The organism is Nocardia rhamnosiphila NBRC 108938, from assembly GCF_000720425.1.
Classification (GTDB): Bacteria; Actinomycetota; Actinomycetes; order Mycobacteriales; family Mycobacteriaceae; genus Nocardia; species Nocardia rhamnosiphila.
Genome location: NZ_JOAJ01000001.1, coordinates 1815468 through 1836439, shown reverse-complemented (window position 1 = coordinate 1836439; position 20972 = coordinate 1815468). Strand labels below are relative to the sequence as shown.

General features: G+C 70.0%; 22 protein-coding genes. 11 read left to right on the top strand and 11 right to left on the bottom strand.

The annotated features are described in order from the left end of the window. Positions 1-108 precede the first annotated feature (108 nt). Entirely contained in the window at positions 109-1479 is a 1371-nt protein-coding gene (locus IG75_RS0108435) for a metallophosphoesterase (protein WP_030520612.1), read from the top strand. Positions 1480-1596: 117 nt separating this feature from the next. Here IG75_RS0108435 and IG75_RS0108430 read toward each other — a convergent pair whose 3' ends face one another. Next, on the bottom strand, positions 1597-2838 hold the full coding sequence (locus tag IG75_RS0108430) for a phthiocerol/phthiodiolone dimycocerosyl transferase family protein (RefSeq protein WP_051714334.1): 1242 nt from the start codon (positions 2836-2838) through the stop codon (positions 1597-1599). 151 nt (positions 2839-2989) lie between these two features. Between IG75_RS0108430 and IG75_RS0108425 the strand changes: the two genes are divergently transcribed. Next, entirely contained in the window at positions 2990-3766 is a 777-nt protein-coding gene (locus IG75_RS0108425) for a siderophore-interacting protein (protein WP_030520610.1), read from the top strand. 16 nt (positions 3767-3782) lie between these two features. Here the strand turns inward: IG75_RS0108425 and IG75_RS0108420 are convergent, their stop codons facing one another. Next, positions 3783-4559 (bottom strand): M50 family metallopeptidase, encoded by a 777-nt coding sequence (locus IG75_RS0108420; protein ID WP_036512318.1) that lies wholly within the window; start codon positions 4557-4559, stop codon positions 3783-3785. Positions 4560-4798: 239 nt separating this feature from the next. Between IG75_RS0108420 and IG75_RS0108415 the strand changes: the two genes are divergently transcribed. Next, on the top strand, positions 4799-5263 hold the full coding sequence (locus IG75_RS0108415) for an RsbRD N-terminal domain-containing protein (protein ID WP_030520608.1): 465 nt from the start codon (positions 4799-4801) through the stop codon (positions 5261-5263). 3 nt (positions 5264-5266) lie between these two features. Here IG75_RS0108415 and IG75_RS0108410 read toward each other — a convergent pair whose 3' ends face one another. Together IG75_RS0108410 and IG75_RS0108405 are read right to left on the bottom strand one after the other, a co-directional pair. After that, entirely contained in the window at positions 5267-6484 is a 1218-nt protein-coding gene (locus tag IG75_RS0108410) for a PucR family transcriptional regulator (RefSeq protein WP_030520607.1), read from the bottom strand. A gap of 165 nt (positions 6485-6649) precedes the next feature. Continuing rightward, the gene (locus IG75_RS0108405) at positions 6650-7174 is read right to left on the bottom strand and encodes a DUF3558 family protein (protein WP_030520606.1); all 525 of its coding nucleotides are present in this window, start codon (positions 7172-7174) and stop codon (positions 6650-6652) included. 269 nt (positions 7175-7443) lie between these two features. On the opposite strand from IG75_RS0108405, the gene IG75_RS0108400 reads away from it, so the two are divergent. Beyond that, the gene (locus IG75_RS0108400) at positions 7444-8883 is read left to right on the top strand and encodes an MDR family MFS transporter (protein WP_030520605.1); all 1440 of its coding nucleotides are present in this window, start codon (positions 7444-7446) and stop codon (positions 8881-8883) included. Here IG75_RS0108400 and IG75_RS0108395 read toward each other — a convergent pair. The 4 genes from IG75_RS0108395 to IG75_RS0108375 all read right to left on the bottom strand — a co-directional run bounded on the left by IG75_RS0108395 (position 8867) and on the right by IG75_RS0108375 (position 14118). Then, complete coding sequence (locus IG75_RS0108395) at positions 8867-9850, bottom strand: hypothetical protein (protein ID WP_030525791.1); 984 nt, start codon at positions 9848-9850, stop codon at positions 8867-8869. The genes IG75_RS0108400 and IG75_RS0108395 overlap by 17 nt on opposite strands. Positions 9851-10107: 257 nt before the next feature. Further along, complete coding sequence (locus IG75_RS0108385; RefSeq protein ID WP_030520602.1) at positions 10108-10659, bottom strand: DUF8020 domain-containing protein; 552 nt, start codon at positions 10657-10659, stop codon at positions 10108-10110. A 257-nt stretch (positions 10660-10916) separates the two neighbouring features. Then, positions 10917-12719 carry a hydroxysqualene dehydroxylase gene (locus IG75_RS0108380; RefSeq protein WP_030520601.1) on the bottom strand — a complete coding sequence of 601 codons (1803 nt, stop codon included), beginning with the start codon at positions 12717-12719 and terminating at the stop codon, positions 10917-10919. Between the two features lie 13 nt (positions 12720-12732). Beyond that, entirely contained in the window at positions 12733-14118 is a 1386-nt protein-coding gene (locus tag IG75_RS0108375) for an NAD(P)/FAD-dependent oxidoreductase (RefSeq protein WP_036543822.1), read from the bottom strand. Positions 14119-14385: 267 nt separating this feature from the next. Between IG75_RS0108375 and IG75_RS0108370 the strand changes: the two genes are divergently transcribed. After that, positions 14386-15051, top strand: a complete 666-nt coding sequence (locus tag IG75_RS0108370) for a TetR/AcrR family transcriptional regulator (RefSeq protein ID WP_030520599.1) — start codon at positions 14386-14388, stop codon at positions 15049-15051. Here IG75_RS0108370 and IG75_RS36175 read toward each other — a convergent pair. Next, positions 15006-15638, bottom strand: a complete 633-nt coding sequence (locus IG75_RS36175) for a TetR/AcrR family transcriptional regulator (protein ID WP_051714333.1) — start codon at positions 15636-15638, stop codon at positions 15006-15008. The genes IG75_RS0108370 and IG75_RS36175 overlap by 46 nt on opposite strands. 91 nt (positions 15639-15729) lie before the next feature. Here IG75_RS36175 and IG75_RS0108360 point away from each other — a divergent pair, with 91 nt between their 5' ends. From IG75_RS0108360 to IG75_RS0108335, 6 genes are all read left to right on the top strand, one after another. Further along, complete coding sequence (locus IG75_RS0108360) at positions 15730-16197, top strand: DUF4334 domain-containing protein (protein ID WP_030520597.1); 468 nt, start codon at positions 15730-15732, stop codon at positions 16195-16197. Between the two features lie 2 nt (positions 16198-16199). After that, positions 16200-17288: an NAD(P)-dependent alcohol dehydrogenase gene (locus IG75_RS0108355; RefSeq protein ID WP_030520596.1), complete on the top strand. Its 1089-nt coding sequence runs from the start codon at positions 16200-16202 to the stop codon at positions 17286-17288. A gap of 157 nt (positions 17289-17445) precedes the next feature. Beyond that, on the top strand, positions 17446-17697 hold the full coding sequence (locus IG75_RS0108350) for an acyl carrier protein (protein WP_030520595.1): 252 nt from the start codon (positions 17446-17448) through the stop codon (positions 17695-17697). A gap of 563 nt (positions 17698-18260) precedes the next feature. Continuing rightward, positions 18261-18572 (top strand): hypothetical protein, encoded by a 312-nt coding sequence (locus tag IG75_RS0108345; RefSeq protein WP_030520594.1) that lies wholly within the window; start codon positions 18261-18263, stop codon positions 18570-18572. 124 nt (positions 18573-18696) lie between these two features. After that, entirely contained in the window at positions 18697-19158 is a 462-nt protein-coding gene (locus IG75_RS37245; protein ID WP_030520593.1) for a hypothetical protein, read from the top strand. 81 nt (positions 19159-19239) lie between these two features. After that, positions 19240-19851: a DUF305 domain-containing protein gene (locus IG75_RS0108335; RefSeq protein WP_030520592.1), complete on the top strand. Its 612-nt coding sequence runs from the start codon at positions 19240-19242 to the stop codon at positions 19849-19851. 162 nt (positions 19852-20013) lie between these two features. Here the strand turns inward: IG75_RS0108335 and IG75_RS0108330 are convergent, their stop codons facing one another. Then, entirely contained in the window at positions 20014-20601 is a 588-nt protein-coding gene (locus IG75_RS0108330; protein ID WP_051714332.1) for a TetR/AcrR family transcriptional regulator, read from the bottom strand. After that, positions 20598-20921 carry a DMT family transporter gene (locus IG75_RS0108325; protein ID WP_030520590.1) on the bottom strand — a complete coding sequence of 108 codons (324 nt, stop codon included), beginning with the start codon at positions 20919-20921 and terminating at the stop codon, positions 20598-20600. The genes IG75_RS0108330 and IG75_RS0108325 overlap by 4 nt, the downstream gene beginning before the upstream one ends. Positions 20922-20972 lie beyond the last annotated feature (51 nt).

Below are 20972 nucleotides of genomic sequence, written 5' to 3'. Positions count from 1 at the left end.
TGCGTGCCGCCGCCGGGCGGGATAACGGGTGCGGGGGCCACGGCGGGCCGGGCGGCGAGGGGTAGATTCATCAGCCGCACAATCAATCGGTCGGGAGAGGCATCCTCCGTGGTAGTAGTTTCCGTGCTCACCGGACTGGCCGTGGCGTGGTTGATCGCCGGCCTGCACTGGTACCTGTGGCGGCGGCTCGTTCGCGACACCACGCGGGACGGATCTCGCTGGCGGATACCCGGCGGCATCGTCCTCGGGGCCGGCGCGATCGCGATGTGTGGCGCCTTCGCGGTGATGTTCGTGGAGGTGGACCGGGCCGACTGGCGCTGGCTGACCTGGCCCGGATTCCTGTGGGCGGCGCTGTTCCTCTACCTGCTGCTCGGCGTACTGGCCGGGGAGGTCGTCCGGCCACTGCTGCTGCGGGGCCTGGTCCGGCGTGACGCCGGCACGGCCGCACCGGTCGGTGGGGGCGAAACCTCCGCCGCGGCGCCCGGAGCCGTCGAATCGGGTGTGACACCGCAGCCGGTCGGCGCCGCGGTGGGAGAATCGCCCGGTCCGGGCACCCCCCGGCCTGCCCACCCCGGCCCGGCGGCCCCCCTCGGGACGGACCCCGGCGCCGCGGTATCCGGCGAGGCGCCGCCACCACCGGTATCGCGCCCCCTGTCGCGACGACTACTCGTCTCCCGGCTGGCCGCCGGGGCCACCGTGATCGCGGCCGGCGCGATCGTGGGGACCGGTACCTACGGGGTCCTGAACGGGCCGGTGGTCCGGCGGGTCACCGTACCGCTGGCGAAACTGCCCGCACAGGCCCACGGACTGCGGATCGCCCTGGTCAGCGATCTGCATCTGGGCCCGGCGCTGGGCCGCGGGTTCTGCGAACGGGTGGTGCGCACGGTGAACGACACCCGTCCCGACCTCATCGCGGTCGTCGGCGATCTCGCCGACGGCACGGTGGACGACCTGCGAGCCGAAACCGACCCGCTGGCCGCTCTGACCGCGCCCCTGGGCGTCTACTACGTACCGGGCAACCACGAATACTTCGCCGACGCCGACGCGTGGCTCGCCCGGGCCGGTGAACTGGGGATGAAGGTGCTGCTCAACGATCGGGTGCCGCTGCCGGATTTCGATCTCGCCGGGGTGGACGATCCGAGGGGGACCGCCATCGGCCGGGGACCCGATTTCGCGGCGGCTCTCGACGGCCGGGACACCGGCCGGGCCTGTGTGCTGCTGGCCCACCAGCCGGTCGTGGTCCACGAATCGGTGGCCTACGGGGTCGACCTGCAATTGTCCGGGCACACCCACGGCGGGCAGCTGTGGCCGGGCAATCTGATCGCGCGGCTGCCCAATCCGACCGTGGCGGGGCTGGAGTTGTACGGGGCGACCGCGCTGTATGTCACCCGCGGCGCCGGTGCCTGGGGTCCGCCGGTGCGGGTGGCGGCCCCGTCGGATATCACGGTGCTCGAGCTGGCCTCGCTCCAGGGGGTCTGAACACCCGGTGCCCGATCCCCGGTCCGTGTGCGCCGGAGCGGTGCTCGGGCTCGCGGTCTCGCGGCGGTGCCCGCTCGGCAACGACGCACTGGGACCATCGCCCCGGCTCGGCGTGGGTCAGAGGCGGGTGAGCAGATTTTCCAGCCGTTCGATCCGGGGTGTCTGCACCGGCGTGAACTCGGGGGGATGGTGGATCTCGACGCTGAGACGGTCGTCGTAGGTGGTGATGATGCTGGTACCGCCGCCGGCCTGCGGGGGGCGGCGTCCGGTCGGATCGGGTTTGGCGATCATGGTGGTGCGGAAGTCGTGGATCCGGAGGGTGGGCACCGACAGCCGGGGTAATCGGCCCCAGTTCGTGGTCATCACCGTGTCGAACGGGTTGGCGGGGGGCGCGGCCAGGGTGTCGGGGAGCTGGAGCGGGGTCTGCTGGATGTAGCCGGAGGCGAGGTCGGTGCGCAGGGCGTGGAACACTCCGTGCGCCAGGGCCGGGAGCGTGGCCTCGGCACCGGGACCGGGCCGGTAACCGGCGAAGCCCAGCACATTCGTTCCCTCCGTCGGGGCGATGGGAGGCCGGACCCGGCGGCGCAGATCCACCGAATACGAACACAGCAGTTCGCCGACCGGCAGCTGCCGTGCCTCGGATTCGGTGAGCAGCAGGGCGGCCGCCACCAGGCTGTGCACCGTCACCCCCGCCCGGTGCCCGTACGCGACAAGCGCGCCGGTCTGCTCCCGGCTCAGCCGGCAGCGCGTGGTCCGCAAGGGCGGGTACGGGTGTTCGTTCGCGTTGAGCGCATCCGCCGGGGGCAGCGGCGGAGCGGCCCGCGGCGGCTCGGTACCGCCCGAGACGGGCCGGCGTACGACTCCCCGGCCGGCGAGCAGATCTTCCACCGGCATCGGCTGCCTGGTGGGCGGGAGCGTGGGTGCCCGTCCGGCCGCGGCGGCCACATAGCAATGCCACAGCTGCTCGAGCAGGTGCAGGGCATGGGTGGCGTCGGCAATGCTGTGATGCACCAGCAGTGTGACGCCCGCGGTATCCCCCGAGCGCACCACGTGCAGTGTGCCCAGGGCTCGTCGCTGATCCGGTTCGGCGCCGGTGAGCAGCTGTTCGGGGTCGCCGTCGGCGACGGTCAGCACGATCTCGGGCGGACCGGAGGTGACCAGGGTGTGTCCGACCGGCTCGGTGGGCGCGAGCTGCGCTCCGAGGATGGGATGGGCCGTGACCAGCACTTCGAAGGCGGCGGTCAGCGCGCTGAGATCGATCCGCCCGGACATTCGGGCGCAGTATCCGACGAAGACCTCGCTGAATGCGAAGATCTGTTCGCTGGGCGCCAGCGGGCGGATGACGGTTGCCGCGGTCATGATTGGTGCCTTCGTCCGGAAGTTTGTGTGAGGTTAACCCAAAAACGGTTCCTTGCCGGATATTTCGGTCAGTAGGAGACGGACGCTACACAACCCGCCCGACCCGGCTGGTACGTTCGCTTAGGTAAGCCTAATTAATGAAGGAGGCCGGATGGCCAGAAAGCGCACGACCATGACCGTCGCCCGGACGGAGTGGCTCGGCCCCCATATCGTGCGGGTGTATCTGGGTGATCCCGGATTCGACGATTTCGATGCCAGCGAGTACACCGACGCGTATGTGAAACTGCTGTTCGACCGGCCCGACGGTGAGGTGATGCGCACGTACACGGTCCGTTCGGTGGACACCGCGGCCCGCGAGATCGCCATCGACTTCGTGGTGCACGGCGCCGAGGGGATCGCGGGCCCGTGGGCCGCCGCGGTACAGCCCGGCGAACAGGCCACGTTCTTCGGGCCCGGCGGGGCCTACGCGCCGCGCGCGGACGCCGACTGGCATCTGCTCGCCGGTGACGAGGCGGCCCTGCCCGCCATCTCCGCCGCCGTCGAGGCACTGCCCGAGGGGGCGCCCGCGAAGGTGTTCATCGAGGTCGCCGACGCGGCCGACGAGATCACACTGACCACCAAGGCGCTGGTGGACGTCACCTGGGTACACCGCGGTGGCGGCGCGCACGAGGTCGGCGACGACCGCGCCGGCGATAACGCACCCCTGATCGGCGCGGTCCGTGCGGCGCCGTGGCTGCCGGGCCGGGCGCAGGTCTTCATCCACGGGGAGGCGCAGGCCGTGATGCACAACCTGCGCTCCTACATCCGCAAGGAACGCGGTGTCTCGGCGGAGTTCGCCTCCATTTCCGGGTACTGGCGCCGGGGCCGGACCGAGGAGAGCTTCCGGGTCTGGAAGAAGGAACTCGCCGAGGCCGAGAGCGCCGGCTGAGCGCGGCCCGGCGGGATCAGTTCGCCGGGCAGTCCGCGCCGTTGGGGACCGGCAGGCAGATCCCCGCGGTCGCCGACAGCAGCAGGCCCGCCCCGGCCACGAGTGCGCCGAGGGCGACGGCCAGGAAGACGGCCACCCAGAGCAGGCCCGGCAGCCGGGTGAGCCGGGCCAGCTGATCGGCGTCGGTGGTGCCGTCACGCATCCGGGAGCGGGTGCGCTGCAGCTCCAGTACCGGGCGGCTGCCGGCCAGCAACAGCAGCCAGGTCGCGAGGTAGGCGAATCCGGCCTGCAGCGCATCGGAACCGAACCACGACACCCCGAAAACCAGTGCGCCGGTACTCACCACGGAGATGACGCCGTACACGTTCCGGATCATCACGAGCATCACGGCCAGCGCGGCGATCGCGGTCCACAGCATGAGGGTGATGCGCCCGGCGCCCAGCAGCGCGGCGAATCCGAGTCCCACCAGGGGAGGGGCCGGGTAGCCGGCCAGCGCGGTCAGGATCATGCCGAGCCCGTAGGGTTTTCCGCTGGACACCGTGAGCCCCGACGTGTCCGAATGCAGGGTGATGGCATTGAGCCGGCGTCCGCTCAGCAGCGCCACCAACGCGTGTCCGCCCTCGTGCGCGATGGTGACCACATTGCGGGTGATGCGCCACAGCGGGCCGTAGGCCACCAGTACCAGCGCCGCCACGGCGGTGGCGAGTACCAGCCACGACGGCGGCGCCGCCTGGGTCGTCGTGAGCCGTTCCGCGATGGAACTGCTGCGGTCTATCAGATCACCGGTATCCACCGCCGCACCTTAACCGGGGAGCGCGGCGGGGCGCGCGTCGTGGGCCGGACCCGTGGCGACCGGGCGGTGCCGGTGGGCGACGGCACGAAACCGAAGTATCTGTTGATGGGACGTCTCACTATCTTTGCCGACCCGAGTTCCGAGGTGGACCGAAGTCCGGGCGATGTGTCGGCCGGAGAAGGGTGGGTAACTATACGTTTGTCCATATCGGTTGCCGGTCGCTGGTGGAGGGAGCACGTATGTGCACGGGTGAGCAGTACGACCGTGAGCCGGAGGAGTCCGGGCAGGTGTTCGAGGTGCCGGATCCGGCGGAGCTGATGCGAATCTGGTCGGCCGACAGCGCCCGCCCGGCGGCGCGCGAACGGCCGGGAGCGGACTTCGAGACGGCCTTCCGGGTGGGACTGGGCATGGCGCTGGCACTGCTCGACGATTCGGATCCGTCCGGACGTCAGGTACTGGCCCGGCTCGAGGTGGCCGCCGCGCGCTGGGCGCGCGAGGAGGTGCCGCTCGAGATCATTCAGCATGCCCTGCATGAAGGGGTGAAAAGTGGTCTGGGCCTGCGTAGTTCGGCGGCGCGGCGGACCCTGGACGCCGCGGCCGGGAGCGTGGACGGATGTTTCGTCGTCGATGTGCTCGATACGCTCACCGCGGCGGTGTCGCGCGCCTATGTGGCGCAGGTACGCAGTGGCCGGGAGCGGGGCTAGGGGTCAGTTCGCCCGGTAGCTGCGTGCGACCAGCGCGGACCGCAGATACCACAGGCCCGACGGCTGCGTGGGATCGAAGCCGGTGAGCTGGGCGACCCGTTTGAGCCGATAGTCGATCGTATTGGTGTGGATGTGCATGAGACGCGCGGTGCGCTGCCGGTTCAGGTTGTTGCTGATATGGCGCTGCAGGGTCTCCAGCAGTTCCGGATGATCATCGAGCGGATCCAGGAGCGATCCCAGGTATTCGCGGCCGGGGCCGGGCCGGGTCAGCTGGTATTCCAGCGCCATATCGTCGAACCGGTACAGTCCGGGCACACAGTCGAGCCGCTGGACCATATCCAGCAGTTCGTGCGCCTGATCCGCCGCCGAGGGCACCTCCGCGGTGGGGGCCTCCACCACCGCGGCGCTGACCGGCACCTGGGCCGCGCGTGACAGCTGCGCGACCAGTTCGTCGAGCTGCTCACCGGTCAAGATGTCGGCGGGCAGCAGGACCGTGCCTCCGTCGACGCTCAGCAGCGACAGCGCCGAATCCTCGCAGCGGGTGGCCAGTTCGGCCTGGACGCGGCGCAGTTTGCGCCGCGCGACCACCTTGCCGTCCAGCGCCGGGACCGCTTCGTCCGGATGCGCCGGAATGGCCATCGCCAGCACGGTGTAGGCGGGGGCGATCTCGATCCCGCATTCGCGGGCCATGGTGGAGGTGCTGTGCCCACCCAGCAGCGCGGAGGTCAGGGTGTGCACGGCGGTGTGGTGTTCGCTCACCACCGACCGCAGTTCGCGGACGTAGGCCATGGAGATACAGACGGTCATCGTATCCAGCATTTCGACGACCAGCTTGGCCCCGTCGACCAGCGCCGAATAGTCGGTGACGGTCGCATTGGACACCACCAGGTCCAGGCCGAGCCGGAAACCTTCGTGCACCGCGTGATGGATGGTGTCGATCGGGACGCCTTCGCGCGCCCAGCCGGCGGCGGCGTTCTCCAGCCGACGGGTCTTCTCCGGAATGTCCTTACCGTCGAGCATGCTGACGGCGAGTTCGAGGCAGGTCCGGGTGATGGTGGTGACATCGCCGTGGATCGCATCGCCCGGCAGCGTGCCGCAAGGGACCACGTTCTCCACGAAATGGCCCACCATGTGACGGGACAGTGTGCGCACATCCTGTAGTGGCGCGGACATGGGCTGGCCGGATAGCGTCAGCTTGGTTCTGGTCGTGTCGACGGTCATGCTGCTGACTCCTTCTACCCCTGGGTGGCGAGACTGCGGCTCCACAGTAATGATCATGTGTCGTATTCCGGGCGGCTTTGCGAACTCGACTGGACGACCGTGCAGGCACCAACCTTCCGGCTTGTGACCGGTCACAGTGGTACGAGTTATGGTCGAACCCGCTGATCAGACCGGAAACGCGGGCGCAAGGGTGCTTGCCGCGCGCTCGGCTCGGGTACAGGCGTTCTCGGCTGCGGCCGGGGCGCTGTCGACCCGCACCCGCACCACGCCGCCGCCCGCGGTGGGCAGGGCGACGGTGCACGTTGTCGCGGTATCGGCGGCGCCGGTGTGCAGTAGCCGGCCGGTGCGGTTCGCGAGAGTGACCTCGGTGCGGGTGTCGCCGTCACCGGCGACCTCGTCCGGCGAACCGTCGGCGGAGAACAGCACGCGCAGCGCGGCCCGCTCGCTGCTCCACCCGCAGCCCGCCCAGCCCGGTTCGGTGGCCACATCGCGCCGGATCGAGCCGGGCGCGAACCCCGAATCGGTGAGCAGACCGGCGGGGAGACCACACGGATCCCAGATCGCCGCGGGGTCCGCGGGTTCGGCCGCGCCGCCACAGCCGGCGGTGAGAATCGCGAGGGCGACGGCCGGCCCACCGAGCAGGATTCGGCCCGAAACGCCGGGGCGGAGCGCACGTAGCGGTGTACACATGGCGCGGATGCTATCCACCGATCCCGTTGTGCCACAGCACACTCTGTGCGGGCTCACAGCGGCTCGGGAACCAGCGTTGCTCCGCTGCACAACACCGCACCCGGCATCGTTCATGGTGCCGATATAGATGGTGGGCCGCCGTCGCCGGGCTCGGCAAGGGACACTCCCGTCTCATCATGTGGAAATGCGGCGGCGCCCGCGGTGGTGTGGGGAATACGGTGACCCGGCGATCGTGTTGAGGTGTCCGGTCCGGAGAAAGAGGTGCGGCAGTGGTGGCGGAGACGGTGCGAACCGAAGTGGGGCTCCGCTCCGAACGTGGCCCGATCCTCGGATCGCTCATGCTGGCCACCGGTCTGATCGCACTCGATTCCACCATCATCGCGACCGCGGTGCTCACCATCACCGAGAGCCTGGGCGGTTTCGCCCAGTTCCCGTGGTTGTTCTCCGTCTATCTGCTCGCCCAGGCCGTCACGGTGCCGGTGTACGGCAAGATCGCCGATACGGTGGGCCGTAAACCGGTGCTCTTGTTCGGCATCGCCGTCTTCGCTGTCGGCTCGCTGCTGTGTGGGCTCGCGGGCAGCATGCTGTGGCTGATCGTGTTCCGGGCCGTGCAGGGTATCGGCGCGGGGGCCATCCAGCCCATGACCATGACCATCGCCGGAGACCTGTACACCCTGGCCGAGCGCGCGAAGGTACAGGGCTATCTCGCGGGCGTCTGGGCCTTCTCTTCGGTCTCGGGTCCGCTGCTGGGCGGCGTATTCGCCGAATACGTCGGCTGGCGGTGGATCTTCCTGGTCAACCTGCCGCTGTCGGCGTGGGCCGGGTGGATGCTGCTGCGTCACTTCACCGAGACCCCGGCCCGGCAACGCCGACGGGTGGACTACGCGGGTGCGGTGTTGCTGACCTCCGGGGCGGGTGCGCTCATCCTCGGGTTGCTCGAGGGCGGCCGCGCCTGGGCCTGGGACGCGCCGATCAGTATCGCGATCTTCGCCGGCGGTGCCGCGGTACTGGTGTTGTTCGTCCTCGTGGAACGCCGGGCCGCCGATCCGGTGCTGCCGCTGTGGCTTTTCACCCGCCGTGTCGTGGTCGCCAGTTCGGCGATCTCCGCGCTGGTGGGTGCGCTGCTACTCGGTCTCACGTCCTATGTGCCGACCTTCGCCCAGGGCGTTTTGGGCGCCGGGGCGGTGGTGGGCGGGCTGACGGTCGGCGCGCTGACCCTGGGCTGGCCGGTCTCGGCATCCCAGTCCGGCCGGGTGTATCTGCGGATCGGCTTCCGGCGCACCGCACTCATCGGCGGCGTCACGGCCACGGTCGGGGCCGTCGGCACCCTGTTCATCGGGCCCGCGACCTCCATTGCCCAGGTGGCGGCCACCTGTTTCATCATCGGTCTCGGCATGGGGCTGGTGGCGAGTCCGACCTTGATCGCCGCCCAGACCAGCGCCACCTGGGGCGAACGCGGGGTGGTGACCTCGGCCAATATGTTCGCCCGGTCCATCGGCAGTGCCGTGGGTGTGGCCGTATTCGGCGCACTCGTGAATTCGCGGGTGGGCGATACCGGCACCCCCTCGCCGGCAGCGCTGGCCGAGGGGGTGCATCTGGTGTTCGTGGCGGTGGCCGTGATGGCCGTGGCCATTGTGGTCGCCTCCGCGCTGATGCCCGGCCGCGCGGAAGCGGCCGGGCAGCAGCGAACCGTCACTCCCGGGCGGTGAGCACCTCCACCCGCTCCCCGGCATCGAATTCGATCACCTGGTGGACCCGGGAATCGCCGACCGGCCCGAGATCGGCGACGACGACCTCGCCGCGCTGAGCGATCGATTCGACCAGCGCCTCCTGGGGATTGCCGTCGGATCCGGCGATCAGGATCCGGTCCCCGACCGCGAGCGCGTCGGCGCGGACCCCGCTGTCGATCAGGCGCGGAGTGAAAACGCCGCAGTAGGTGCGGCCGGCGGAGTCGCCGACTCCGCGCTGGGCGATCGTCCACCAGACAGGTGTGGTGCTGTCGCCCGCGGTCCGGCGGTGCCAGCGCAGGACCCGATCCCGGCCCGCTTCGGCGGCGGCTCGGCTCTCGTGCACCGAGACATGCCGGCGCACGGGCGCGCTGCGCGGTTTCACGGTGCCCGCGGCACCGTCGACCACCAGGATCCAGGTGGCGGACTGTTCCTGATCGCGGGCCGCGTTGACGCGTTTGGCCAGTGCCTGACCCGGGGTCGCGCCGAGCCGATCGGCGACCTCGGCCAGGTTCTCCGCGAGCCCGAGCGCGCGCAGGAAGGCGGCCACCTCGATTTCGGCGGTATCGAGCCGCTGGGCCAGGACCGGCATGGGTGTGCGGTCACGCCAGGCGCCGCGCGCGATGTGCTCGTGCTCGGTGAGCCAGAGCGCGGACGGGCCGTGCCGATGATGGTCCAGTACGACAGCCCACCAATCCCATTGCGGATCGGCTGCCATCCGATCCTGGATCCAGCCGGCCCGGTCGTTCGCGCGTACCTTCTCCTCCGGCGGAACGAAGTTGCGCAGTGCCGCCTGGACGGCCGACGGCGTCCGGCCGAGTTCCGCGGCGATCTCGGGCAACCCCTTACCCGCCCGCAGTTCCGCGGCGATGGCCCGGTATTCCGATTCGCGCCACGACGTCCCGTGCTGACGCGGCGGCAGCAATCGTTCCTGTCCGATTTCACTCATCACAGAACCCCCGGTTCCGAAGCGCCGGAGTGGTTTCCCATGCGGCCGGTCCGCCGGCCGCATATTACCCCTCCGACTGTGTCCTACCTGCATGATTCTACGTGGGGGGTCCGACAGAAAACGGCCTCGCGGCGCCTGTGCGGGCCGGGGCCGTACGGAGATTTCTCGTTCCGGCGCAACGAATTCGGCGCGCCGGAGCCGGGTGGCGAGCCCGACTCGGCCCACCGGTTCCGGTGGGCCGCAGCCGAGTTCGTCGATCAGGGTGTGGAGTAACCGATCAGCGCGCCGACCCCCGCGCCGATCGGAATGGTGATCAGGGCGCCCACGCCGCCGAGGAAGAAGCCGAGTACGGCACCGATTCCGCCGCCGATCAGGGCACCGATCCCGGCATTGTGCAGTTTGCGTGACTCGGTGTCCGGGTCGGCCACGAGCTGGGCCACATGCTGCCCCGCCGGTGTGGACGCATCCGGTGTCAGGGTGAGGGTACGGCCGTCGGCCGAGATGGCCGACGCCAGCGGCGCGGTCTGCCCGGCGGCCGCGACGCCCAGCGGCAGCGTGGTGAGCACGCGGCCCGCCGGATCCGACAGGGTGACGGACGCGCCGTCGGCGGTGCGGGCGAAGGTGCCGGCGTCGAGAGTCGTGACGATCGCGGTGCCCGCCTCGTTCGGCGCCACGACATAGCCGATACCCTGCTCGGCGCCGCGCACGGCGACCTCGGCGGCCACGGGCTGCGCCTGCGCCGTACCCGCGGCGACGCCGAGGGCGCCGATCGAAATCAGCGCGGTGGCGGCGAGTTGCTTGATTCTCATGGTGTTCCCCACATGTTCTGCCGGCGCCCCAGCACCGACGGTCCCCAAGAAGCCGGATCTCGGCTCGGAACCCATTCTCACGGAACAAGATCGGGTCGACAATGCTTTACGCGAATCGGCGGCGCGGTGAATTCGGCCGCGCCGCGCAGTATCCGGCCGTCGCCGCAGCGCGCCGTGCGAGTTCGGCGGTGGAGACGGCTTCGTTTTCCGGCACGCGCGGGTGGCGCGACGCCGCCGTGCCACCCGCGCGCCTCCCACTACACGTCCAGGATGTGCGGGAGTCCGGCCCGGAACCGGTCCGCGTCGATCCTTTTCGCCGCCTCGAACGCGGGCAGGGCGACCAGCGGGAACACCGGCGCGTGCGGCGCGGGATCGTCCGCGGCGTCGATGATCGCATTGGCCGCCGACCGGCCGGATTCGTTGGCGCTTTCCATGGTCGCCAGATCGATATTGCTGCGCACATGATCTCCGCCGAAGAACAGATTCGGTATGGCGCAGTGCGCGGTCGGCCGATGATCGTAGGAACCGACGGTATTGACCAGTAGCGGGGTTTCGTTATGGGTGGTGCCGCCGGACCAGCTGATCCCCGGATCGAGATGCCAGGAGTGAATATCCTCGTCGCGCAGCCAACCGGTGCCGTTGTTCAGCCACAACTTCAGCTGTGCCCAGACCTCGTTCGCGATTTCCTGCGCGCTGCACTGTTTTGCGGGCCGGTGATGGAGAATTCCGGGGGTATCCCAATCGGAGATATCCACCGAGAAGCATTCGGCGACCGAACCGTCGCCGTACAGGTCGGCGAAATTCCCGACCCACATCGGCGCCTGCCGCAACGCGGTCAGGGCCCAGGGCGATCCCAGCGCCGCGATATGGGCCTCCGGGATTTCGGTGGGGCGGCGCAGATAGAACTGGATACCGACCATCCAATCGGTGAGCAGTTCGCGCATACCGGCCAGCCGGGGATCGGCGGACAGAATCGGATCGTCGAGCAGCGGGACCGTCTTCTCGACCGGCATGGCGCAGACATAGTGATCGGCGACCACGGAATTCGCGGCGCCGCCGCCATCGGTGACGGTGACCGACTCGATCCGGCCGTTCCCGTAGTTCAACCGGCTCGCGCGTTGCCCCAGGACGAACTGCACGCCGCGACTCCGCAGATAGGTCACCCACGGATCGATCCAGGCCGCATTGGTCGGGCGGTTCAATATCCGGTCCACACCACCGGAGAATTCGGGGATCAGGCCGGTTCCCGCCAGCACCAGGGCTTCGCCGATGGTGCCGATGGTGCGCGCCGAACTGAGATGAGGTTTCGCCGCGACGGTGATCCGGGTGAGCGCGTTGACCAGATAGGAACGGTAGGCCGGGGATTTTCCGTCGGCGCGCATGATCTGTTCCCAGGTCAGATACTCCCACTGCCCGAAGCGCCGTTCGGTGCTGGAGGTGAACCACATGAGCATCTGTTTGGCGAAGAAGGCCAATTCGTGCGGCGGCAGTTCCGGGATGAAGCTCAACGCGCCGATAATGCTGTTCTGCAGGCGTTCCGGGGTGATCTGGTCGAGCGCACCCACTTCCACCGGGGCGAAGATCGGCGGTTTGTCGCGAAATCCCGCCACCGTCCCCTCGACGCGGATCAGATTGTCGAGTACACCGTTCGGATTTCCCGGGAACGGGATACGCCGCATGGTGTCGGGAATGTTCTGGTAGCAGCCGGGAAAGAAGCGGAATCCGTGTTCGCCGGGCAGGTCCGCCCGCCCGCCGGTTCCGGTGCCGGGGACCGGCATACTGCGTGCCTTGCCGCCGAGGAAGGCGGGTTCGTAGACGGTCACCCGGAACCCGCGCTCGGCGAGTTCGTGCGCGGCGGACAGACCGGCCATCCCGCCGCCGAAGACGGCGACCTCTTTTCCGCCGGTGCGTAGGCCCGGGGTCCGGCGGCGGGGGGCGGCGGCATGCGCGGTACCACTCGCCGCCGATCCGGCCGCGAGGACCGCGGCGCCGGCGAGGGCACCGCGCAGGGCGGTGCGGCGGTCGATCGAGGCTGACTTCTTCGGCAGCTGATCCGACATGGTGAACTCCTGGTCAGGCGGTGGCGGTACCGGGGGAGGACGGGGGCGCGGCGGGGGGGGGGGCGCGCAGGGGGGTGCACGAGGTGCGGAATTCGCTCGCGGCCCCGCGGATCTCGTGTGCGATATCGGCCAGCACCGGCCTCGGGTCGCCGCGGTGGTGCCACAGCGCCCCGGCGGTGAGCCGCGCCATGCGGGCCGGAGTGTAGAGCTCGGCGGGACGCCGGGTGCGGGAGAAGACGCCGGTGGTGATGGCTGCCAGGGCCCGGTCACCGGTCGCGGTGCGGTACAGCTCGATTTCGAGCGGGCTCATCGCGGTGCCGCGGGCGAGCCGGTTGGTCCAGTGGTAGATCTCGCGGCATTCGCGTACCCGCCGCCGCTCCCATGCGGCGAGAGCGCGGTTCAGCCGGACGGGGTCGTCGAGGACCGGTGCCACGGCTTCGGCCAGCAGGCGTCCGTAGTGCAGGGCGTCGCGGATGCCCTGGGCCGTGACCGGATCCTTGAAATGACCGGAGTCACCGGGTAATGCCCAGCCCGGCCCGCTGGAACGGCGGAAATAGGAGGTGATATCGGTTGCCGACCGGACCCGTCCCACCTTCTCGCAGTCGCGTAGCCGCTCCCGCAGTGGAGGAATGCGGTCGAGCGCGGCGGCATAGCGCCGTTCGGCGTCACCGGGACGTAGCGGGCCCGCCTCGGCAGGCGGCTGGACCAGGCTCAACAGCAGGCCGTCGTCGCAGGGGAAGGCGGTGCCGAGGTCGGCGCCCGCCCGCCATTGTGCGGCGGTATCGCGCCGGTCGCCGTCAGGGGCGCGCCAGTAGGCGAAGTAGCAGTCGCGCCCGCTGGGTGCGGATTCGTACGGGGTCAGTGCTCCGGCCAGTTTCGCTACGGTGCTGCGGCGGCCGTCGGCGCCGACCACGAGTGCGGCACGGATTTCGACGAGCCGGCCGCCGGGATCGATATAGCGCACACCGGCACACCGCCCACCGTCCCAGACGAGCTCGGTCACCCGGCATTTCTCGCGGATCTCGGCACCGGCCGCGCGGGCGGTGCGCACCAGTGCGTGGTCGAGGCCGGTGCGGCGTACACACAGGGTGTAGTCGATCCCGTCGACCTGCGGGAACTCACTGGTGATCGCATATCCCGCCGCGGCGGCGTAGGCCCGGGTGAGTCGCGGCGCGCCCAGTTCCTCGACGGCCTCGAGTGCACCCAGCCGGGACAGTTCGGCGACTCCGGCCGGCCACAGCAGATGGGTGGACAGCGTATCGGAGGGAAAGCGTGTGCTGTCCAGTACGACGACCCGGTGGCCTGCCCGGGCGAGGGTGGCCGCGGTGGCGGAACCCGCACACCGGGCGCCGACGACCACGGCATCGGCTTGCTCGACCGCGCTGGGGGAGTCGGCCATGGGAACCGTCCTCGGTCATCGAGTCTCGGACGCTATGTCCGATTGATGGTGCGGTGCGCCGTCGTGATTGTCAACCGTCCGAGCCGCACTGTCCCGCACAGTTTTCCGTATGCTGCGACGGATCGCCTCGGCTGTCTCGAGAACCGTGTCGTGCCCGTTGGCGCGACGGCGGGAACCGGCCCGCGGGTACGAAGGCGGGCACAATGTCCCCATGGACCTTGCGAGCCGATATCCACTGCACCGCGCGATCGAGCCGGCGGGCGCCGGATGCCCTCGCTGACCCGCACCCCGCGGTCCGCCCGGAAACCGGACGAGGACCGCCGGGCCGAATTCGAGCAGCGGGTATTACGGGCGGTCGAGGATCTACTGGCCGACGGCACTCCGTTCACCGAGATCGCGGTCCAGAAGATCGCCGCCACCGCGCAGATGGCGCGCTCCACCTTCTACCGGTATTTCCCCGACAAGAGCCAGCTGTTGATCCGGACCGCCGACCTGGCCACGGCCGATCTGTTCGAGGCCGCCGAGCGGTGGTGGGGCGCCGAACACACCGACCGGGAAGCGGGGGTGCGGCGGGCGATGAGCGCGATGATCGCCGGATTCCGCCGCCACCGCTACCTGCTGCTGGCGCTGAGCGAGGTCGCGGCCTACGACCGGGATGTGGGCGCCTATTGGCGGGCCCGGGTGGCCACCTTCGTCGACCTGGTCCGCGTCCGGCTGGAAGCCGATCGTGCGGCCGGCCGGGTCGCGCCCGAATTGGAACCCGCGGCGACCGCGCTGGTGCTGGCCGCCATGGTGGAGCGCTCCATCACCACCGCGTTCGCGGTGCGGACCGGCATCGGTGACGCGGAGCTGGCGGCCGCGCTGGGCCGGTCCATCTGGCTGGTGGTCTACGGGGACGCCCCCGGCGGTGGCGGCCCGGCCGCGACGGTCTGATCGCGGCCGGCGCAGTCGTCCGATGGCTCGGCCGGCACCCGCTCGACCAAGCGCCGTGCCGCCAGCACCACGGCCGAGCGCTGGGTGCCGATCCGCGCGGGCGGTCCGGAGCTCGCGTGCACGGCGGTGCTGCGGGCCAGTTCGGTGAGCATGCGCAGGAGCATGGGCGCCGCGATATCGGTGGTGACCAGGCCCTCCCGCTGGCCGCGGCGGATTTCGGCGAGTTTGGGATCGACGGTGCGGCGCAGCACCTGGTCGATCCGTTCGTCGGCGGGTTCCAGTTCGGCCCAGGCCTGGAGCCGGGCATTTTCCGGGTGGGCCAGGAAATGGTCGAAGAGGCGCCCCACGTAGCCGGGGAGATCGTCGGCGCGCAGCGCGGTCTCGGCCGTGGTCTGCCGGGTCCATTGTTCGGTGACCGCGGCATAGAGCTCCGATTTGCCGGGGAAATAGGCGTAGAGGCGGTCCTTGCTGGCGTTCGCGGCCGCGGCGATGCGATTGATCCGGGCGCCGGCCGTGCCGTATTCGGCGAATTCCGCTTTGGCGGCAGCGAGAATCCGGTCCCGGGTTGCCTGGCCTGCCGCGCGCATACCCCGAAGCCTATCTTGCCGAACCAGATGGTTCGGAACTATCGTCGTTGCCGAACCAGTTGGTTCGCCGAATCCAGTCGATGGGACAGATATGAGCGCGGACAAACCACGGTGGCAGCAACTGCGGGAGCTGGCCGAGGGCGTTTCGGTGGCGGAGCTCGACGATCTGTGGGGGCGGTTGCGGCCCGCCCGCGCCGAGGAAATCCTCGGCCAGTGGCGCGGTGACGCCTTTCAGACCGGCCATCCGCTGTGCCGGGCACTGCCCAAGAGCCGCTGGTACGGCAAGACCTTCCATTCGCTCGGCGACGCCAAACCGCTCATCTGCCGTGCCGAGGACGGCACTCTCTTCTCCAACGTCGAACTCGGCCAGGGCGAGGCGACCCTGTGGAACATCGAATTCCGCGGTGAGGTGACCGCCACCATGGTCTATGACGGCCGCGCCGTATTCGACCACTTCAAATGGCTCGACGACACCACGCTGATGGGCATCATGAACGGCCGCCCGGAGCTGGTGCTCGCCGACGGCCAGTTCTTCTACTTCCTGCTGGAACGGGCGTAGCGATGCAGACGACGGCGGTCCTGTCCCGCGATCCGGCGGCACCGTTCTCGGTGGAAACGGTGGACCTCGACGCGCCCCGCGACGACGAGATCCTGGTGCGTATCGTCGCCGCCGGTATCTGCCACACCGACCTGGTCAATCGGGTGCTGGGCACACCGGATCGGCCGGTCCTGCTCGGCCACGAGGGCGCCGGGATCGTCGAATCGGTCGGGTCGGCGGTGACCTCGGTGGCGCCGGGCGACCATGTGGTCCTCACCTTCCGGCACTGCGGCGCCTGCCCGAACTGCGCGGCGGGGCGGCCGGCCTACTGCCGGAATTCCACCGCGCTCAATCATTTCGGTCGTCGGCCGGACCGCACCCCGCGGATCACGGTTGCGGGCCTGCCGGTACGGGACGGTTTCTTCGGTCAATCCAGTTTCGCCGGATACGCGCTGGCCAGTGCGGACAATACGATCGTCGTCGACCCGGCGGCCGATCTCGCCGTCGCCGCGTCGTTCGGCTGCGGCTTCCAGACCGGCGCGGGCGCGGTGCTGAACGCGTTGCGGCCGGAATCGGGGGCCTGGCTGGCGATCTACGGCGCCGGCGCGGTGGGGTCGGCCGCGCTGCTGGCCGCCCGCACGGTGCCCGGGGTCCGGACGGTCGTGGTGGAGACGGCGGCGGCCCGCCGGGAGCTGGCCCGGGAACTGGGTGCCGACGAGGTGCTGGATCCGGCCGCGGTCGATACGGTCGCCGCGATCGGTGAACTCACCGGCGGCGGTGCCACGCACGCCCTGGACACCACCGGGTCGCCGAAGGTGCTGGCCGACGCGTTCGCGGCGCTGGACACCGGCGCCACCGTGGTCGCGGTCGGGCTGGGCGCGGGCGTCCCGCGGATCGATGTGCGCGATCTGGTGTTGAGCGGCAAAACAGTTCGCGGTTGCCTCGAGGGCGACGCCGAACCGGCCACCTTCATCCCGCACCTGCTCGATCTGCACACCCGCGGGTTGCTCCCGGTGGACCGGCTGGTGACCCGCTTCCCCTACACCGAGATCGACAAGGCCCTTGCCGCGCAGCATGCGGGGGCAGTGATCAAACCGGTGCTCACCTGGTAGCCGACGGTTGGTGTTCGGTGTCCGGACATCTTCACGACGAAATCCGTTCGGACACCGAACATCCCGATGTCGTATCCGGGGTCCATGCTGCGGAGGCCGGGCGGACGGCGCCGTTCGCTCGGCGTGCCGGTGGCGGACAGTGGAAAGGTCGATCGCGATGCCCGATACCGTGCCGATCCGGGACTATGTCGCGGAATTCCTGCATACCCACTGCGATCTGGACTTCGACGAGATCGCGCCCGCGGCCACGCTGGACGATCTCGATGTGGATTCGCTGACGGTCCTGTCGATCATCGTGCTGGTCGAGAAGGAGTACGGGCTCGAGGTGCCCGGGCGGCAGGTCGCCGCCGCCCGGACCTTCGGTGATCTCATGGGACTGCTCGGCGTGCAGCCGGTCGCACGACCCTGACCCCGGCCCGGCCCGGCCCGGCCCGGCACGGTCCTTCCGGCCCGGCACGGGACGATTTCCGGCGGGCCGAGATGAGCGCGGCCCGAACCGGACGGCGACACCCACGTAGGCGACCGACCGGATCGCGGCCACGATCGGCGACGGTACCGCGCAGCACGGCGTGCCGGGTACCCGCTGGGTCTACTGCCCTCGGTGGCGATCCTGCTGCGCTTCGTGTTCGGGTGAGTGTGAATCCGCCGCGCCCCCGGTCCGGCGGTGCGGTCCGGCCTCGAGAGGGCGTGCTGGGCGGCGGGCATGTCGAGGCCGTGTTGTGACAGGTCGGTGACAGGCGGAAAGCCGCCCGGTTGATCCGCGAAATCGGATGCCGATCGATAGCGGGAAACCTCCAACGGGTGCGTGTCGCGTATACGACACGCCGCCGCTCACCGGCCCGACCAGAAAATATCGGTGAGTCTCACCCCATTGTGCTCCGATTTGCGCTTCAATAACCGGTCGGGTTCGGCTTTACGGAATCGGCATTCGCCGCCACCGCATCTACCGGCATCCGAGAGGGGCACGACGAGATGAGTACGATCCTCACCGCACTGCACGACGGCCTTCCGGCACTCCATGACCACTACGCCGTACTCGCCCAGCTGGGCGATCCCAGCCCCGAAGCGCCCCCGCTGTCGGACAAGGTCACCCAGATGACCAGGTACCTCACCTGGTTCGTCCTGTTGTCCGGTGTGACCTCGATAGTCTTCGGCGGCAGCAGGCTCGCCTGGGAGAAGTGGAACGGTGGTCCGCTGACAGCACCCAAGCAGATCGCGGGCGCCATGGCCGGCGGCGCGGTGGCCACCAGCGCGGGGACGATCATGAACGCGATCATGGGCTAGGGCCCGCCGGGTTCCGCCGTCCGGGCGAGGTCCCTCGGACGCATCGGCGGCCCTGTCGAGGGGCGCGGTGCGGCGAGAGCGAGCGGTAGGGGCCCGCCCGGCGGCGCGGTGTTAGATTCGAGCCGTGTACTCCGGTCTCGCGGGCACGTTGGTGCGCTGGTTGCTACCGGTCGTGCTGGCGGTGGCCGTTTCCGGTATGCACCACCTGCCCGCCCGAGCCGGCGGTGTGACGCATCATCCGGCGCCCGGCTCCCATGCGCTCGTCTCGGCGTCGCCCGCCCCGGATCCGGGACGGGCACGCGAGGAGCCGGCGCGGTCCTGTTGCCCGGCCCCGCCCGCCGCGCTCGCGCCGGCGCCGCGCGACGACCCTCCGGCCGATCACGGCACGGGCCACGACCTGCTGCATCTGTGCCTGGCCGTCCTGGTGGCGGCGCTGGCCTCGGCGCTGATCTTCGCGGCGCTGCGGTGGTACCTGTTCGCGAGGGAACCGATGCGCTCGGCCGCGCTCCGGCCGCGGGCCGTGGCGCGGCCGCCGCCTGTTCCGATATCGCAGCGCCTGGCAGTCCTGGGCGTGTTGCGGCTGTGATCGACGCCCGCCGGACCCGGTTTCCCCGGTTCGCGGCGCTGCTTCGACGCACGCAACACACCCGAACTCTCAGGAGCACCAATGATCGGAAAACCACGCACCGGGACCGCGCTCGCCATCCTCGCCACCGCGGTCGTCCTGACCGGCTGCGGCAACGGTGACGACAACACCGCCCCGGCGACCTCGGCGCCGGCCGTCACCGGTACGACGACCGCGCAGGTGGCCGGTGACCACAACCAGGCCGATATCCGTTTCGCCGAGGAGATGATCCCGCATCATCGCCAGGCCGTGGAGATGGCCGCGCTGGTGCCGTCTCGTTCGAGCGATCCGGCGGTGATCGATCTGGCCGCACGGATCCAGCAGGCGCAGGACCCGGAGATCACCACCATGACCGGGTGGCTGCGGGACTGGGGCGTCGCGGTACCCGAGGGCAGTGGGCACGGCGGAATGGACCACGGAAATATGCCGGGCATGATGACCCACGAGCAGATGATGCAGCTCGAGGCGGCCCGGGGTCCGGAATTCGACCGGATGTGGCTCACCATGATGATCGCCCACCACGAGGGCGCGGTGCGGATGGCCGGTACCGAACTGGCCGAGGGTGCCTCCCCCGACGCCAAGGCGCTGGCGCAGCAGATCATCGATGCCCAGCAGGCCGAGATCCAGCAGATGCAGGCACTGCTGAACGGCTGACACCGGGCGGTCCGGCGGGTGTGTCCACGCGCGCGCCGGACCCTCGGTCCCGCAGGGACAGCGCATAGTCGCCCGACCACGGATGCGGAGGCGCTTCCGACCGGTCGCGTCATCCGGGCAAGCCGCTCCGGCTGGATCGGGTGGTATGCGCCGAACAAGTGCTCACCCAGGAGAACCCTCGGGGTGACGATGGGCAGGAGCACGCCGGGTCTCCGGGGCGAGCCCGGTGAGTGCGGCGATCGGCGCGAGGAGCGCGGTGGTATCCGGGGCCGCCTCGGCCGTCAGCGCGTGCAGCAGCGCGCCGTCGAGGTAGATCGCGACCGCGCGGGCGGCGACGGGCCCGGTATGCGGGGTGAGGATATCGACGAGGCCGTCGAACCAGACCCGCGCCAGCGGACGCAGCTCGGGGAGCCGGGCCGCGGCGAGGTAGAGCTCGTTCACGGTGAGCAACTGCTCGGGCCGGGCCAGGTAGTCCGCGGTGAGCGCGGTCAGGGTCGCGGGCAGGTCTTTGCTGCCGTCGAGCGCCGCCGACCATTCCCGGAGCGCCTCGCGGGTGGCCACCGCGGTATCGGCGAGCGCGGCCTCGGTGAGGTCGGCTAGATCGGCGAAGTAGTAGGTCGTCGAGCCGACCGGTACCCCGGCCTCCGCGGCGACCAGGCGGTGGGTGAGGCCGGCGATCCCGTGCACCGGTATCAGGGCACGGGCGGCATCGAGGATGCGCTGGCGGCGATGCGGGTCGCGGGGGGTCAATGGGCGCCCGCGAGATTGAGTGTCACCACTCCGGCGACCACGAGGGCGACACCGGCGATCTTGGCGGCACTGAGCGATTCGCCGAGGAACAGCGCGCCGATGATGACGATCAGGGTGGTGCCCAGACCGGACCACACCGCGTACGCGAAGCCCACGTTCATCCCGCGCGCGATGGCCTGGGCGAGCAGGACGAAGGCGAGCGCGTAGGCGGACAGCGAGGCGATCGTCGGCCACAGCCTGGTGAACCCCTCGGTGGCCTTGAGCAGGCTGGTGCCCACGAGTTCCGCGACGATGGCCGCTCCGAGCAGTGCCAGCGACATGACCGATACCTCCGTGTGTGTACGTTTGTACATGGACAAAGGTACACACAC

Excerpts from the sequence above, each read along its gene's own strand:
- IG75_RS0108430 (WP_051714334.1), bottom strand. The coding sequence starts at position 2,838 with ATGACCGCGGCAACCGTCATCCGCCCGCTGGCGCCCAGCGAACAGATC.
- IG75_RS0108425 (WP_030520610.1), top strand. The coding sequence starts at position 2,990 with ATGGCCAGAAAGCGCACGACCATGACCGTCGCCCGGACGGAGTGGCTC.
- IG75_RS0108415 (WP_030520608.1), top strand. The coding sequence starts at position 4,799 with ATGTGCACGGGTGAGCAGTACGACCGTGAGCCGGAGGAGTCCGGGCAG.
- IG75_RS0108410 (WP_030520607.1), bottom strand. The coding sequence starts at position 6,484 with ATGACCGTCGACACGACCAGAACCAAGCTGACGCTATCCGGCCAGCCC.
- IG75_RS0108405 (WP_030520606.1), bottom strand. The coding sequence starts at position 7,174 with ATGTGTACACCGCTACGTGCGCTCCGCCCCGGCGTTTCGGGCCGAATC.
- IG75_RS0108395 (WP_030525791.1), bottom strand. The coding sequence starts at position 9,850 with ATGAGTGAAATCGGACAGGAACGATTGCTGCCGCCGCGTCAGCACGGG.
- IG75_RS0108385 (WP_030520602.1), bottom strand. The coding sequence starts at position 10,659 with ATGAGAATCAAGCAACTCGCCGCCACCGCGCTGATTTCGATCGGCGCC.
- IG75_RS0108380 (WP_030520601.1), bottom strand. The coding sequence starts at position 12,719 with ATGTCGGATCAGCTGCCGAAGAAGTCAGCCTCGATCGACCGCCGCACC.
- IG75_RS0108375 (WP_036543822.1), bottom strand. The coding sequence starts at position 14,118 with ATGGCCGACTCCCCCAGCGCGGTCGAGCAAGCCGATGCCGTGGTCGTC.
- IG75_RS0108370 (WP_030520599.1), top strand. The coding sequence starts at position 14,386 with ATGCCCTCGCTGACCCGCACCCCGCGGTCCGCCCGGAAACCGGACGAG.
- IG75_RS36175 (WP_051714333.1), bottom strand. The coding sequence starts at position 15,638 with ATGCGCGCGGCAGGCCAGGCAACCCGGGACCGGATTCTCGCTGCCGCC.
- IG75_RS0108360 (WP_030520597.1), top strand. The coding sequence starts at position 15,730 with ATGAGCGCGGACAAACCACGGTGGCAGCAACTGCGGGAGCTGGCCGAG.
- IG75_RS0108355 (WP_030520596.1), top strand. The coding sequence starts at position 16,200 with ATGCAGACGACGGCGGTCCTGTCCCGCGATCCGGCGGCACCGTTCTCG.
- IG75_RS0108350 (WP_030520595.1), top strand. The coding sequence starts at position 17,446 with ATGCCCGATACCGTGCCGATCCGGGACTATGTCGCGGAATTCCTGCAT.
- IG75_RS0108345 (WP_030520594.1), top strand. The coding sequence starts at position 18,261 with ATGAGTACGATCCTCACCGCACTGCACGACGGCCTTCCGGCACTCCAT.
- IG75_RS0108335 (WP_030520592.1), top strand. The coding sequence starts at position 19,240 with ATGATCGGAAAACCACGCACCGGGACCGCGCTCGCCATCCTCGCCACC.
- IG75_RS0108325 (WP_030520590.1), bottom strand. The coding sequence starts at position 20,921 with ATGTCGCTGGCACTGCTCGGAGCGGCCATCGTCGCGGAACTCGTGGGC.